The 14,206-nt window shown below is 64.8% G+C and carries 12 protein-coding genes; 10 read left to right on the plus strand and 2 right to left on the minus strand.

Annotation, left to right across the window (positions count from 1 at the left end):
* Complete coding sequence (locus tag DNK49_RS12855) at positions 1–4,647, minus strand: response regulator (protein ID WP_165843324.1); 4,647 nt, start codon at positions 4,645–4,647, stop codon at positions 1–3.
* Positions 4,648–4,807: 160 nt separating this feature from the next.
* Here DNK49_RS12855 and ccmA point away from each other — a divergent pair, with 160 nt between their 5' ends.
* The 9 genes from ccmA to ccmI are packed head-to-tail and all read left to right on the plus strand — an operon-like array spanning position 4,808 to position 11,921.
* Entirely contained in the window at positions 4,808–5,434 is a 627-nt protein-coding gene (gene ccmA / locus DNK49_RS12860; RefSeq protein ID WP_110525274.1) for a cytochrome c biogenesis heme-transporting ATPase CcmA, read from the plus strand.
* Positions 5,428–6,096: a heme exporter protein CcmB gene (gene ccmB / locus DNK49_RS12865; protein ID WP_110525141.1), complete on the plus strand. Its 669-nt coding sequence runs from the start codon at positions 5,428–5,430 to the stop codon at positions 6,094–6,096. The genes ccmA and ccmB overlap by 7 nt, the downstream gene beginning before the upstream one ends.
* A gap of 36 nt (positions 6,097–6,132) precedes the next feature.
* Positions 6,133–6,897: a heme ABC transporter permease CcmC gene (gene ccmC / locus DNK49_RS12870; protein WP_110525143.1), complete on the plus strand. Its 765-nt coding sequence runs from the start codon at positions 6,133–6,135 to the stop codon at positions 6,895–6,897.
* The gene (gene ccmD, locus DNK49_RS12875) at positions 6,897–7,112 is read left to right on the plus strand and encodes a heme exporter protein CcmD (RefSeq protein ID WP_110525145.1); all 216 of its coding nucleotides are present in this window, start codon (positions 6,897–6,899) and stop codon (positions 7,110–7,112) included. Before ccmC ends, ccmD begins: the two co-directional genes overlap by 1 nt.
* Complete coding sequence (ccmE, locus tag DNK49_RS12880; protein ID WP_110525147.1) at positions 7,109–7,555, plus strand: cytochrome c maturation protein CcmE; 447 nt, start codon at positions 7,109–7,111, stop codon at positions 7,553–7,555. Before ccmD ends, ccmE begins: the two co-directional genes overlap by 4 nt.
* Positions 7,552–9,525 carry a heme lyase CcmF/NrfE family subunit gene (locus tag DNK49_RS12885; protein WP_110525149.1) on the plus strand — a complete coding sequence of 658 codons (1,974 nt, stop codon included), beginning with the start codon at positions 7,552–7,554 and terminating at the stop codon, positions 9,523–9,525. Before ccmE ends, DNK49_RS12885 begins: the two co-directional genes overlap by 4 nt.
* An 8-nt stretch (positions 9,526–9,533) precedes the next feature.
* Positions 9,534–10,127 (plus strand): DsbE family thiol:disulfide interchange protein, encoded by a 594-nt coding sequence (locus DNK49_RS12890; RefSeq protein ID WP_110525151.1) that lies wholly within the window; start codon positions 9,534–9,536, stop codon positions 10,125–10,127.
* Entirely contained in the window at positions 10,117–10,662 is a 546-nt protein-coding gene (locus DNK49_RS12895) for a cytochrome c-type biogenesis protein (RefSeq protein ID WP_424445147.1), read from the plus strand. Before DNK49_RS12890 ends, DNK49_RS12895 begins: the two co-directional genes overlap by 11 nt.
* On the plus strand, positions 10,659–11,921 hold the full coding sequence (gene ccmI, locus DNK49_RS12900; RefSeq protein WP_110525155.1) for a c-type cytochrome biogenesis protein CcmI: 1,263 nt from the start codon (positions 10,659–10,661) through the stop codon (positions 11,919–11,921). Before DNK49_RS12895 ends, ccmI begins: the two co-directional genes overlap by 4 nt.
* A gap of 48 nt (positions 11,922–11,969) precedes the next feature.
* On the opposite strand, the gene alr is transcribed toward ccmI, so the two are convergent.
* Positions 11,970–13,031: an alanine racemase gene (alr, locus tag DNK49_RS12905; protein ID WP_110525157.1), complete on the minus strand. Its 1,062-nt coding sequence runs from the start codon at positions 13,029–13,031 to the stop codon at positions 11,970–11,972.
* Positions 13,032–13,400: 369 nt separating this feature from the next.
* Between alr and DNK49_RS12910 the strand changes: the two genes are divergently transcribed.
* Positions 13,401–14,198 carry a substrate-binding periplasmic protein gene (locus DNK49_RS12910; protein ID WP_110525159.1) on the plus strand — a complete coding sequence of 266 codons (798 nt, stop codon included), beginning with the start codon at positions 13,401–13,403 and terminating at the stop codon, positions 14,196–14,198.
* Positions 14,199–14,206: the final 8 nt, after the last annotated feature.

Genomic DNA, 14,206 nt, shown 5'->3' on the forward strand with positions numbered 1-14,206 from the left:
TCAAGGTTGACTCCCTGAAAGGCTGGGCAGTGTCTCGCCGCCGGATTCGAGCAGCGAAGTCAGCAGTATGGCAGCAGGATGGAAATCGTAGCGCGAGATCACCTGCCGTAGTTGCTCGGTCAGCGTCTCGCCGAAGCGGGCGATGATGTCTCCGAGGCGATCTTCGAACAGCTGCACCGCCTCGCCATCGGAGGCCTGCAGCAGCGCCAGCAGCCTGGACAGGCTGGCATCGTCGATGGGCGTGCCCGACGCGGTGACGTCTGGCGGGCGATCTGCCGGCAGGCGGTCGAGCATGGCCAGCAACTGGGCCAGCTCGTCCTCCAGGCGCTGGTGTGCCCGTTCCCACGGCAACTGGTGACGCAGCTGTCGTTCCAGGTTGGCGGCGGCGGTTTCGACCGCGGTTGCGCCTATGGTTGCCGCAACCCCGCGTAGCGAGTGGGTCAGGCGTTCGGCGTCTGCCGCGTTCTCTGCCTGCATTGCGGCGGCGATCCGCTGGCCGGTGTCACGGTATTGCTCGGTGAACTGTCGCAACAGACGCCGGTACAAGGCCGTGTTGCCACCGACCCGGCGCAGTGCGGCAGCCGTGCGGATGCCCGGCAGCGTGGGCAGATCGGCGTTGTCGCCAGCAGGGGTGTTGGCGGGTGGGGGATGGTTGCGGTGACACAGTGCCGCAAGCACCGAGAACAGATGGTCTGCATCGATGGGTTTGGCGATGTGCTCGTTCATGCCGGCATCCATGCATTGGCGGCGTTCCTCGGGCATGGCATGCGCGGTCATGGCGATGACCGGCAGGCCCGCCAGCTCAGGCTGGGCACGAATTCGCCGGGTGGCCTCCAGGCCATCCATCCCGGGCATCTGCAGATCCATCAGGACGGCATCGTAGGGCGGCTGCTGGCGCGCGATCCGTTCCAGCGCGGCAGCGCCGTCACCTGCCATGTCCACCTTGATCTGGGCCGACGCCAGCAGCTCCCGGGCGACCTGCTGGTTGATCTCGTTGTCTTCGACGACCAGCACCGAAAGACCGCGCAGCAGTGAGGCCCAGTCGTGGCTTTCCCGCGGTGTCGCCGCTGATGCGGGGACGAAGACCTGTTGCAGCGCATCGACCAGATGCGAGGCGGTGACCGGCTTGTGCAGGAAACCGTCGGCACCTGCTGCGCGTGCGCTGACGGGGGCTTCGCCATCGCCGAAGGCGGTGACCACGACCACCATTGGCGGGTTGCTCAGGCTGCGGTCATGCTTGATACGACGGGTGGCCGCCAGGCCGTCCAGGCCAGGCATGTTCATGTCCATCAGTACCAGGCCGAAGGGGTCGCCATGGTCGGCGCGCCCGATACGCTCGATGGCCTCCAGGCCGCTGGCGACCGCTTCTGCGCGGAAGGGGAGGCGTGCGAGCAGGTCGAGCAATACGTCGCGGGCTGCAGGGTGGTCGTCCACCACCAGCACGCGCAGACCCTGCAACTGGTCGGGAAGCGATCGATCAGCGGGCGTTTCGCTGGCCGAGCGGCTGAAGCGCGCATCGAAGGTGAAGGTGCTGCCGGCGCCTTCGGCACTTTGCACGCGCAGGTGGCCGTGCATCAGCTCGATCAGATGGCGGCTGATCGACAAGCCCAGGCCGGTGCCACCGAAACGCCGTGTCATGGATTCGTCTGCCTGGGCGAAGGCCTCGAACAGGCGGTCCTGATGGGCCCGGCTGATGCCGATGCCGGTATCACGGATCTGGAACTGCAGTGCCAGCTCGTCTCCGGTGTGGGACAGGCAGGTGACGCGCAGTTCGACTTCGCCACGCTCGGTAAACTTGATGGCGTTGCCCACCAGATTGATCAGCACCTGACCCAGCCGGAGCGCATCGCCGATGAGCCGCCGCGGTACGTTTGGCTCGACCGCCAGGATGAGCTCCAGACCTTTTTCCTGTGCGCGCTGGCCGACGATGTCGACGAGCTTGTCGAGCACTTCTTCAAGCACGAAGGGATTGTGGTCGAGTCGCAGCTTGCCGGCCTCGATCTTGGAGAAGTCGAGGATGTCGTTGATGACCCCGAGCAGACTGGTGCCCGCACGGTGGATCTTCTCGAGGTAGTCGCGCTCGCGCTCAGCAGGCTTGCCGCCGAGGGCCAGGTGCGACAGGCCGATGATGGCATTCATCGGGGTGCGGATCTCGTGGCTCATGTTGGCCAGGAAACGTGCCTTGGCCTGCGTGGCCTCCTGTGCCTGATCACGGGCCTGGCGCAGTTCGGCCAGCACCGCACGACGGTGGGTGATGTCATCCAGCACCCAGACACAGTCGGCGATTTCACTGTGGTCGTCGCGCAGTCCGCTGATCGAGGCGTCCACCCACAGGTCGCCACCGGCTGGTCGCAGCAGGCGGCACTCCTTCTGCCAGGTCCGTCCGTTCCTGAGGTCGCGCCACAGCTCGCCATGCAGGTCGATGACGCGGTCGTCGTCCTCGAGCAGCACCGGCCGGGTGCCTGCCAGGGCGTCAAGCGTTTGCCCGATGGTGGCGCAGAACTTCGGGTTCGCATAAAGGATCTCGCCCGCCGGCGAGGTGATCAGCAGCATGGCCGGGCTCTGCTCGGCGGCGCGGGACAGGCGGCGCACTTCGCGCTCGGCCTGACGTCGCGCGGTGATGTCGTGTATCCAGCTGATCACCGCGTTCTCGCCGCCGATCTCGGTCAGCGCCATGCTGAGCCGGGTCCATAGCATCGTGCCGTCGCCAACACGGAACGGGACTTCCTCGTCGTGGACTGCCTGGCCCTGGCGCAGGCGCTCGAACAGGCGTTCGCCGTCGCGCGGATCGGCAAACCACTCGAGCGCGGAACGTTGAAGAAACACGTCGTGCGCCAGGCGGGACAGCTCGCTGGCACGACGGTTGGCGAACAGCATGCGGCCATCCGGGCGATTGAGCACGACCGCGATCGGTGACGCTGAAAGGATGCCTAGCAGCCGGTTCTCGGCCTCGCGTGCCTGGCGCTCGGCCGCTTTCTGCGCCGAGATGTCCACGATGATGCCGAGCAGTCCGCCCGGATGACCGTTGCCGAGGCGGAATCCGCTGACCCAGTACAACGTGTCATGCAGCTTGCCGTCGGCAAATGGCATCGTCGTCTCGCGATGTTCGTTGCTGACTGCGGCAATGAGGCGCATGTCTTCCTGGTGAAAGGCGCTGCGGTCGCCAACCGGCAGGTAGTCGAGGTCGAGCACGGTCTTGCCGATCAGATAGGCGCGGGTTGTCCCGAAGGCGGCCTCGTAAGCCCGGTTGCAGCCCAGGAAGCGGCCGTCGGCGCCTTTGAAGAACACTGGATTGGGAATCGAGTCGATCAGCAACTGGACGAACAGCAACTGGTCGGCGAGGGCGTTGCGGTTTTCCGCCAGTTCGGCGGTGCGGGCGGCGACCTTGTTCTCCAGTTCGAGCCGGGCTGTCTCGAGTTCTCCCCGGTGCTCGGCCAGGCGTGCCCGCATCACCTCCTGCGCCTGAGCGAGTTGTGCGATTTCCTGCCATTGTGCGCGGACAGGCGTGAGGGATGACAGGTCGCCGTCGGCAATGCGTTCGCTACGTCCGACCAGTTGTTGAAGCGGCCGGGTGATGCGGCGGGCCAGCAGCATGGCCACGCCCAGCCCGATCAGGCCGGCCAGCACCACCAGCCCGGCGAGCAGCAGCAGGCTGCCCAACTGTGCAGGGACGAAATCCCGCATGCGGGCGAAGCTGCCGATGTGCAATTGCTGGGCGCCCAGCGGTAGCGATTCGAACAGCCCCACCCATGTTTCGCCGCCCGATTCAAAGGTATAGGCCTGAGTGGTGCCGCCTGTCGTCTGCCAGGCGGCGTAGCCGTCGGCCAGATAGGGTACGCCGAGCCCGGTGGCAGGTGCCAGCAGGCGGTCGGCGCCCAGCATTGCGGGGCTGCGCGGCAGGCCGAGTACGCGTCCGTCCGCGGCCAGCACGGCGGTGCCGCCGTGCTGGCCAATGATGTGTGCGGCGGTAAAGGCCGACAGGTCGGTCAGCAGCAGGTCGATGGCCAGTACCCGCATGCGGCCGTCTGCGCCCCGCCAGCGGGTATAGCGGGTCATGCCGGGCTGTTGCGCAGTGTAGAAGAGGTAGGGCGCGGTCCAGCCATGCTCGCCGTCCTTGCTCAAGGCGCGTGCGCCTGCAAACCAGGGACGATTGCGCGGGTCATAGTCGCTGTCGCGAAGGTCGTGACCGATGACCTGGCCGTCGCTCGCAGACCACTGTGTCCAGCTTGCCTGGCGGCCGACGCTTTCCGCATGGACCACCCGGCTGCGCCAGTTCTCCCCTTGGCGGATCAGGAAGACCTCCCGGCCGTCCTCGTCCGCGATCATGATCGCCGAGACCCGTGGGTTGCCTTGCAGCAAGGGCAAGGTCAGGCTGACGAAATCATGCTCGCGATCCACGTCCAGATGCTTGCCGCGGGCAAACGCCAGTGTGGTGTCGAGCATCGATCCAACGGCATCGATATCGCGCAGTGCCTGGGCGCGAATCCAGCCGGCACTGAGGCGCAACTGCTCGTGAGCGAGTGTTTCGGTGGCAGGGCGAAGGACCAGCACGGCGAAGACGGCGGCAAAAGCCAGCAGGCAGCCGGCCACGATGGCAGACAGGCGCAGCGGCAAGCCACGGGCAAGCGAGGGTGAGGCGAGGCGCAAGACAACCCTCCCTAAAGGTACGGAGCGCCCAGAATGGGCGTTTCGCGGGTGGGGTCGATTCTGCCTGCATGTGCGCTGGCTGTCATCGGTCAGTATCGGCAGCCCGTATTCTTGCTTGCGGGATGGCATGTCGGGCCGCCCTGTGGTTCAATCGCGCACCATGCTGGAAATCGAAGACCTCGCCTGCCTGAAGGGCGACCGCCTGCTGTTTCGCGGCCTCGCCCTTACGCTTGCGGCGGGCGAGTTGCTGCGCGTTGCCGGTCCCAACGGGGTCGGCAAGACCAGCTTGCTGCGACTGGTCACCGGTCTGGCACTGGCCGAGGCCGGAGAGGTGCGCTGGCAAGGCGTGGCCATTGGCCGTGATCGTGATGCCTTCCATCGCGACCTGCTCTACCTGGGCCATGCCTCGGCGCTCAACGACCTGCTGACACCGCTGGAAAACCTGCGTTTTGCCTGTGCCGCGGCGGGAGACGAGGTCGACGAGGGCACCTGCATGGAGGCGCTGGTCCGCATCGGCCTGGCCGATCAGCTCGACCTGCCTGCACGCGTGCTGTCGCAGGGGCAGCGCCGGCGTGTCGGTCTGGCCCGTCTGTTCCTGTCGTCGGGCCGGCGGCTGTGGGTGCTCGATGAGCCTTTCACCGCGCTCGACGTGCGGGCGGTGGCCGATCTGGCCACCACCCTGTCCGATCATTGCCGTGCGGGTGGCATGGTCATGCTCACCACCCATCAGGATGCGCCCTTTGCGGTGGAGCCGCGTGTGCTCGATATCGGGGCCTACGCATGCTGAACACCTTTTTTGCAGTGCTGCGGCGCGATTTGTTGCTGGCCTGGCGCGGACGTGCAGACGTGCTGGTGACGCTGGCCTTCTTCGTCATCGTGGTCTGCCTGTTTCCTTTCGGGGTGGGTGCAGAGCCCAACCAGTTGCGTGCGATTGCGCCAGGGGTGCTGTGGGTTGCCGCCCTGCTGGCCTGTCTGTTGTCATTGCACCGGTTGTTTGCCCAGGATCATGTCGACGGAACCCTGGAGCAACTCCTCCTGTCTAGTGAGCCGGCCGTGTTGTGGGTGCTGGCCAAGGTGCTGGCGTTCTGGCTGACCACTGGCCTGCCGGTGGTGCTGGTGGCGCCGGGACTGGCGCTGTTGCTTGACCTCGAACAAGGTGCGCTGCCGACGCTTGCGTTAAGTTTGGCGCTCGGTACCCCCATCCTGGCCCTGCTGGGCGCAGTGGGGGCGGCGCTGACGCTGGGAGTACGCGGTGGTGGTATGTTGCTGGCGCTGCTGATCCTGCCGCTGTTCGTGCCGGTGCTGATCTTTGGCGCGGGCGCGGTGGAGGCCGAGGCCTCCGGTACCGGTGCAGCGGCGCACCTGCTGTTGCTGGGTGGCGGGCTGGCAGGTGCGTTGGCGCTGGCGCCGCTGGCCTGTGCCGCAGCCTTGCGAATTTCGACCGATTGATCTGGAAACGGGCACATACCCGAGACGCTGAAACCGATGAACTCTAGCCAACGCGGCTTTCGCATCTTCCGCTTTGCCGCCCCTCAGGTGTTTTATCCGCTGGCGGGCCGTCTTGCTCCCTGGTTTGCTGCAGCCGCAGTGGCGTTGACCCTCGTCGGGCTGTGGCTGGGTTTTGTCGTGGCGCCGACCGATGCGACCCAGGGCGAGGTGTATCGGGTGATCTTCATCCACGTGCCCGCGGCCTGGATGTCGATGTTCATCTACCTGGTGATGGCGTTCTGGTCTGCCGTCGGCCTGGTCATGAACACCCGGCTGTCCTTCGTCATGAGCCAGGCGCTGGCACCTACCGGGGCGATCTTCTGTTTCGTCGCGCTATGGACCGGCGCCCTGTGGGGCAAGCCGACCTGGGGGGCTTACTGGGTGTGGGATGCGCGCCTGACGTCGCAATTGTTGCTGCTCTTCCTGTATTTCGGTTTCATTGCCTTGACTCGGGCGATCGAGGATCCGCGTCGTGCCGATCGTGCCGGGGCGATCATTGCCTTGGTGGGGGCGGTGAATGTGCCGATCATCTATTTTTCGGTGAAGTGGTGGAACACGCTGCACCAGGGGGCGTCGGTCAGTCTGACCAAGGCGCCGTCGATGGCGACGACCATGCTCGCAGGCATGCTGGTGATGGCGTTCGCGGCCTGGGCTTACACTCTGGCGGTGACCTTGTGGCGGGTACGGCCGATGATCCTCGAGCGCGAGCGGCACACCGAGTGGGTTGGCGAGGTGCTCGAGCGTGAAGGGGGGCGCAAGTGATGCAGTGGGAATCGTGGTCCCAGTTCTGGCATATGGGTGGCGCGGCGGTCTTTGTCTGGGGCAGCTATGCGGTGACCTTTGGTCTGGTCGTGCTGGAACTTGTGCTGGTCGCACAGCGTCGGAAGGAAACCTTGAAGCGCCTGCTGCGCTGGCGCCGTGCGCTTGGCAAGGATGGTTCGGGGCGCCAGTCCGCCCCTCTGGAGTCTGAACAATGAAAGCCCGTAGCAAGCGTCTGATGCTGGTGGGCGGCGGGGTGGCCTTGCTGGCCGCTGCAGTCGCCCTGGTGTTGAGTGCCTTCCAGCAGAATCTGGTGTTCTTCCACACGCCCACCGAAGTCATGGAGGGCAAGGCCCCCACCGGAAAGACCTTCCGCATCGGCGGTCTGGTCGAGGACGGGTCGATCCAGCGTGAGGCTGATGGCCTGACGGTGCGTTTCGCGATCACCGATACGGCCAAGGTGATTCCGGTCAGTTACCGCGGCACGCTGCCCGACCTGTTCAAGGAGGGCAAGGGGGCGGTGGTGCAGGGCACGCTTGGCCCAGATGGCCAGTTCCGCGCCACTGAAGTCCTGGCCAAACACGACGAGAACTACATGCCGCCTGAGGCGGCCCATGCGCTTGAGCAGGCTCACAAGGCCGGCATGACGGTGAGCCAATGATTCCCGAACTTGGACATTTCGCACTGGTGCTGGCTTTCGTGCTGGCACTGGTTCAGGCGGTGGTGCCGCTGGTCGGTGCAGCACGCAACAATCAGTCGATGATGGCGGTGGCCAGGCCTGCGGCGCAGGGGCAGTTCCTGTTCATCGTGTTTGCCTATGGCTGCCTGACCTGGGCCTTCATCACCAGCGATTTCTCGGTACAGCTGGCGGCGACCAACTCGCACAGCGAGACTCCGCTGATGTACAAGATCACCGGGGTGTGGGGCAATCACGAAGGGTCGCTGCTGCTGTGGGCAATGTCGCTGTCGCTGTGGACCGTGGCGGTGACCGTGTTTTCGCGCAATCTGCCGGACGCCTTCATGGCCCGGGTGATTGGCGTGCTCGGCTTTGTCAGCCTGGGTTTCATCGCCTTCATGCTGGTCACCTCGAACCCCTTCGACCGCTTGCTGCCGGGTGCGCCGCAGGGGCGTGACCTGAATCCTCTTCTGCAGGATCCGGGCATGATCATCCACCCGCCGCTGCTCTACATGGGTTATGTCGGCTTCTCGGTGGCCTTTGCCTTCGCCATTGCCGCGCTGCTGACCGGACGGTTCGACGCCGCCTGGGCGCGCTGGTCGCGGCCGTGGACCACAGTGGCCTGGGTCTTCCTGACCGCGGGTATCGCGGTGGGTTCGGGCTGGGCGTATTACGAGCTGGGCTGGGGTGGGTGGTGGTTCTGGGATCCGGTGGAGAACGCTTCCTTCATTCCCTGGCTGGTCGGTACTGCGCTGATGCACTCGCTGGCCGTGACCGAAAAGCGCGGCGCCTTCCGCAGCTGGACGGTGCTGCTGGCGATCAGCGCGTTCTCGCTGTCGCTGCTGGGGACCTTCCTGGTGCGCTCGGGGGTGATCACCAGTGTGCATGCATTCGCCACTGATCCGGCCCGGGGCATGTTCATCCTGGCCTTGCTGGTGATCGTCATTGGCGTTTCCCTGCTGCTGTATGCCTGGCGTGCGCCCAAGCTGACCGGTGGCGGTTCGTTCGGGCTGGTGTCGCGTGATACCACCTTGCTGGGCAACAATGTGCTGCTGGCGGTGGTTGCGGCTTCGGTGCTGCTTGGTACGCTGTATCCGCTGTTCCTCGATGCCCTGAACCTTGGCAAGATCTCGGTTGGCCCGCCCTACTTCGAGGCCGTGTTCGTACCCTTGATGACGCCGGTCGTGGTGCTGATGATGTTCGGTCCCTTCCTGCGCTGGAAAAACGACGAGATGGGGGCGGTGGTACGCCGTCTGGCGCCGGCTGCCGTGGTCAGCGTCCTGACTGGGGTGGGGGTGGCATTTGCGATCGGCAATCCGACCTGGCGCACGATGCTGGGCATCTCGCTGGCGGCGTGGGTGGTGTTGACCAGCTTCCAGTTGCTTGCTGCGCGGCTCAAGGATCGCCACGGTGGGACGACCTCCAGCCGCTTGTCGACCATTCCGGCAGCGTGGTGGGGGATGTGGCTGGCACACTTCGGCGTCGGCATCTTCATCATTGGTGTGACCCTGGTCGGCAGTATCGAGTCCAACCTCGATCTGCGCATGAAGGAGGGGCAGCAGGCCGATTTCGCGGGCTATACCGTCAAGTTCCGCGGTGTGGTGGAGGCCGATGGTCCCAATTACGACGCCATGCGCGCCACGATCGACCTCAGCCGTGACGGTCGTGCGATCGCCACGCTGCAGCCGGAAAAGCGGGTGTACCGTGCGATGGGCATGCCGATGACCGAAGCCGCACTCGATATCGGCGTGTTCCGCGATGTCTATGTGTCGCTGGGCGAGCAATTGCCCGAGGGCGACTGGATCGTCAGCCTGCACTACAAGCCCTTCATCAGCTGGATCTGGGCGGGCTGCATCTTCATGGTCCTGGGGGGCATCCTGGCTGCCGCAGACCGTCGTTATCGTCGTCTGGCCGAGCGCAGTGCGCCGGCTGGTGCGGCGGCTCATGCTGCCTGAGTGACTTCATGAAAGCCAAGTTTCTCGTTCCGCTCTTTCTTTTTCTGGTGCTGGTGGGTTTTCTGGCCTTTGGTCTGGGGCTCAATCCGCGTGAGGTGCCGTCACCGCTGATCGACAAGCCGGCACCGGCATTCAGTCTGGCCCGCCTGGATCAACCGGAGCAGCGTTTCTCGATCGACGAGATGCGCGGCCAGGTCTGGCTGCTCAATGTCTGGGCTTCGTGGTGCGTGGCCTGTCGGCAGGAGCATCCGGTACTGGTCGACCTGGCGCGGCGCAATCTGGTGCCGATCGTCGGGCTCAACTACAAGGAAGTGCGTGGGGATGGTGCGATTGATGCTCGCGGCATGGCGCTGGAGGTGGAGACCGCGCAGGCGATCTCCCGCGCGCGTGGCTGGCTGAAGGCGCATGGCGATCCTTATCAGTTGTCGGTGCTGGATATCGATGGGCGGGTGGGTATCGATTTCGGGGTGTACGGTGTGCCGGAGACTTTCCTGATCGACCGTGATGGACGCATTCGCTACAAGCATATCGGCCCGGTTACCCCGGACAATCTGCAAAAGGTGTTGCTGCCGAAGATCGAGGAGCTCAAGCGTGCGGGTTAAGTCTGTGTTTGCCCGCCGTATCGGACTGAGCTTGCTGCTGTCGGCAGTGCTTGGCGGTGGCGGGGTCGCGTTTGCCGACGATGCTGCGCAGGTGGCGGTGCCAGTCGTCGCCAATCCTGAGCTTGAGGCCGAGGTGATGGAGTTGTCGCACAAGTTGCGCTGCCTGGTGTGTCAGAACCAGTCCATTGCCGAATCCAATGCGCCGCTGGCGGTCGATTTGCGTGACCAGGTGCGCGAGCAACTTGAGGCCGGGAAGAGCAAGGATGACGTGCTCGAATACCTGGTCGAGCGTTACGGCGATTTCGTGCTCTACGAGCCGCCGTTCAAAACCACCACCTTGTTGTTGTGGGGTGGGCCGGCGGCCCTGCTGGTGGGTGGAGCCGGCTGGCTGGCTTTCCGCCTGCGCCGTCGCCAGGCTGAAGCCGCCCAACAAGCCCGATTGACCGATGCCGAGCGCGACCGCGCTCGCGCCTTGCTGGCGGGCGCAGCGCCCGTTGCTGCAGACGCACCGTCTGCCGAGGAGCCCCGTTCGTGATTGCCTTCCTGATTGTGGCCGGCCTGTTGGTGGCCGGCGCCTTGTTGTTGGTGTTGCCTCCGCTGCTGGGTTACGGGCGTGGTGCCCGGCTGACTCCCGCTGCGGCGGATGCGGCCCAGGCTGCAACCGCCCTTGCCGTCTTGCGTGAGCAACTGGCTGAACTGGAAGCTGAGCGGCAGGCAGGCGGCATTGATGACGCGGAGTATGCCCGCAGCCGTGAAGAGCTCGAGCGGCGTGCGCTGGATGAGGGCAAGGTCGTCGATGCCGGCGGCCGTGGTGGCCCGGCGCGTGGCTGGGCAGTATCCGTAGCGGTGGCGGTGCCTGCGCTGGCTGTTGCCGTCTATCTGATGGTGGGAACACCTGCTGCGCTGGATCCGAAGAATATCGAAGGGCAGGCAGGCTTCACCGCCGAGCAGGTGCAGGACATGGTTGGCACGCTGGTCGCCCGCCTGGAGAAGGAGCCGGACAATATCGAAGGCTGGGTCATGCTGGCCCGCTCCTGGATGGTGCTGGAAAACTATGCTGAAGCATCCAAGGCCTTCGCCCGCCTTGCCGAGCTGATTCCGAACAATGCCGATGTGATTGCAGATTGGGCCGATGTGGTGGCGGCTCAGCACGGTTCGGTGGTGGGTGAGGCGGAAGCCCTGATCCAGCGCGCGCTGGAGATCGATCCGGATCATGTCAAGGCGCTTGCGCTGGCGGGTACTGCCGCCTATCAGAAGGGCGATTTTGCTGCCGCGGCGACGCACTGGGAGCGCATTCTGGCGCGCGTGCCGCCGGGCGAGGCGATTCGAGAGGCCTTGCGCAGCAGTGTGGATGATGCGCGCGCCAAGGCCGGTTTGCCGCCACTGGCAGCGGAGTCGGCTGCAGCGGTAGCTCCCGCTGTTGCTGCACCCTCTGCTCCGGCGGGCGTCGATGCGACTGCACTGACGATCTCCGGGCGCCTGGAATTGGATGCTGCGTTGCAGGGCCGGGTCATGGCGGAAGATACGGTCTTTGTCTTTGTCCGTGGCGGCGAGGCTGGCCCCCCGATTGCCGCTCAACGTTTCAAGGCCGCTGAGCTGCCGCTGGACTTCAGCTTTGCCGGGGTGCCACCGATGATGGCCGACGCGCCTCTGCCGCCCACCGTGTCGGTGATGGTGCGTATCTCGCGTTCTGGCGATGTTGCTGCGCGCCCTGGCGATATCGAGGGCAGGGTGACCGGTCTGGCGCCCGATGCCAGTGGCGTCGTATTGCGGGCCAGTCAGGTGCGTGAGTGAAGCGGCTGCGGGTCGGTTTGAGGCGACCCGCCTGTTTCAGCCCCGGTATCAGCCTTGGTATTCGAAGCGTACCCGTTTGACGTTACATAGCAGCTCGTAGGCGATGGTGCCGGCAGCGGAAGCGATCCGGTTGACCGGAACCTGCGCCCCCCACAGTTCCACCGTGCTGCCGATGCCACAGCCGGGTACATCGGTCAGGTCGATCGTGAGCATGTCCATCGACACCCGCCCAATCAGGCACGTGGGGTGTCCATCCACGGCAACCGGCGTGCCGTCCGGCACTGTGCGCGGATAGCCATCCGCGTAGCCCATTGCGACCAGTCCGACCCGCGTCGCACGCTCTGCGACGAAGCGGCCGCCATAACCCAGCGCGGCACCGGCCGGAATGTCGCGGACCGCCATGACTTGACTCTGCAGGGTCATCACCGGGCGCAAACCGTTGTCGGCGGCAGGCAGGGGGTCGGCGCCATACAGCAGGATGCCCGGGCGTGCCCAGTCCCGGTGCGCAGCCTGCCAGCCCAGCACTGCGCTTGAGTTTGCCAGGCTGCGTGGGCCTGGTAGATGACGTGTGGCGTCATCGAACACTGCGATCTGATCGGTCGTGCTCAATACATCAGGCTCGTCTGCACGGGCAAAATGGGTCATCAGTGTGCAGCTTGCGACCCGTCCGCTGTCGTGCAGTCGCTGCCACGCGGCGGGGGCCTGTTCAGGCAGGAAGCCCGCACGGTTCATGCCAGTATTGATCTTCAGCCACACATGCAGCGGCTGCGACGCTGGGGTGCGCTCGACCATGTCGATCTGTGCGGCGTGGTGTACCACGATCCACAACTGTTCGCGCATGACGGCGTCGAGTTCGTCGGTGTCGAACACGCCCTCCAGCAGCAGGATGGGATGCTGGATGCCGGCCGCGCGAAGGCTGAGTGCCTCGTCCAGAAAGGCGACCGCAAAGCCGTCAGCCACGCCGGAGAGGGCTTTTGCACACGCGATCGCGCCATGACCGTATGCATTGGCCTTGATGACGGCGAGGGCCCGGCCCCCATGACGTGCGCGGGCAAGCAGGTAGTTGTGGCGCAGGGCGTGGAGGTCGATCAGGGCACGGGCGGGGCGCATGGATGGGGTCGGCAGTTGTGGAGGCATCATGGTGCCGTGTCGGACATCGCGTCGCAATCGGAAGCCGCGATCTTGTCGGGGGCGATGCCGCCTTCGGGTGTGAAGAGTGGCAGAAGCCGGGGGCCGATTTCGTGCAGCGAGCGTGGAGAGGCGGATGCTGCGTTGGCAAACCTGCATTGAAAAGACCTAAATCAGAGCAAATAAAGTAAATAAAGTGTTTTATTGTTAAAATTGTTTTTTTCTGTATGTATTCTTGATGTGCCGTTCATATCGCAGCTGAGCTGACCCGTTTATGATTGCGTCTTTAGCGCGGGCCGAGATGAAATAGGGCGCTACCTGCGGGCGGTATGGGTGAGAGGGGAGCTTTCGATGAACAAGAAGCTGTTTCCGATGATCCTGGCGGGCTTGCTGCTGCTCGGAGAAGGTGGGCCGGCAGTTGCGGCGGATCGTGAGGCGGACGTTCGCCAAGCCGGTGTGCTGAAGGTATGCATCTGGCCCGACTACTATGGCATCACCTTTCGCAACCCGAAGAGCGGCCAGCTGACCGGGCTTGACATCAGCTTGTCACAGGCATTTGCGGCCGATCTCGGGGTCAAGGTCGAGTATGTCGACGTGACATTCCCCACCTTTATTGATGCACTGCTGGAGCGTCGCTGCGATGTTGCGATGTTCGGTATCGGTGCGCTGCCGTCGCGTGCGGAGAAGGTGCGTTTCTCCCTGCCTTACCTGCGTAGCGATCTGGTTGCCGTGACCTTGCGCAACCACCCTTCGGTCAAGCGCTGGGCAGACATCGATCAACCCGGTCGGGTGGTGTCGGTGCTGAAGGGAACCTTCATGGAGCCGGTCATGCGCGCGCAACTCAAGCATGCCGAACTTCAGGTGGTGGCGCCGCCGGAGACGCGTGAGCGTGAGGTGCGTTCGGGACGGGCGGATGTGTTCATGAGCGATTATCCCTACACCCGTCGGGTGCTGGATAACGAGGACTGGGCGCATCTGGTCTTCCCCGATCAGCCGGTGTTCCCGCTGGATTACGCCTATGCGGTCGCGCCGGGCGATGATGCCTGGCTGGCGCGGGTCAATCGTTTCGTCAGCCAGATCAAGCAGGACGGGCGGCTTGCCGCTGCTGCAGAGGCGGTGAAGCTGACCCCCATCGTGGTCAAGGACTGAGGGGCGGG

The sequence above is a fragment of the Parazoarcus communis SWub3 = DSM 12120 genome (genome assembly GCF_003226565.1).
Classification (GTDB): domain Bacteria; phylum Pseudomonadota; class Gammaproteobacteria; order Burkholderiales; family Rhodocyclaceae; genus Parazoarcus; species Parazoarcus communis.

What these genes read in the sequence shown, in the direction of transcription:
- alr (WP_110525157.1), bottom strand. Translation starts at nt 13,031, where the DNA reads ATGCGCCCCGCCCGTGCCCTGATCGACCTCCACGCCCTGCGCCACAAC.
- ccmB (WP_110525141.1), top strand. Translation starts at nt 5,428, where the DNA reads ATGCTGAACACCTTTTTTGCAGTGCTGCGGCGCGATTTGTTGCTGGCC.
- DNK49_RS12910 (WP_110525159.1), top strand. Translation starts at nt 13,401, where the DNA reads ATGAACAAGAAGCTGTTTCCGATGATCCTGGCGGGCTTGCTGCTGCTC.
- DNK49_RS12885 (WP_110525149.1), top strand. Translation starts at nt 7,552, where the DNA reads ATGATTCCCGAACTTGGACATTTCGCACTGGTGCTGGCTTTCGTGCTG.
- ccmC (WP_110525143.1), top strand. Translation starts at nt 6,133, where the DNA reads ATGAACTCTAGCCAACGCGGCTTTCGCATCTTCCGCTTTGCCGCCCCT.
- ccmA (WP_110525274.1), top strand. Translation starts at nt 4,808, where the DNA reads ATGCTGGAAATCGAAGACCTCGCCTGCCTGAAGGGCGACCGCCTGCTG.
- ccmD (WP_110525145.1), top strand. Translation starts at nt 6,897, where the DNA reads ATGCAGTGGGAATCGTGGTCCCAGTTCTGGCATATGGGTGGCGCGGCG.
- ccmE (WP_110525147.1), top strand. Translation starts at nt 7,109, where the DNA reads ATGAAAGCCCGTAGCAAGCGTCTGATGCTGGTGGGCGGCGGGGTGGCC.
- DNK49_RS12890 (WP_110525151.1), top strand. Translation starts at nt 9,534, where the DNA reads ATGAAAGCCAAGTTTCTCGTTCCGCTCTTTCTTTTTCTGGTGCTGGTG.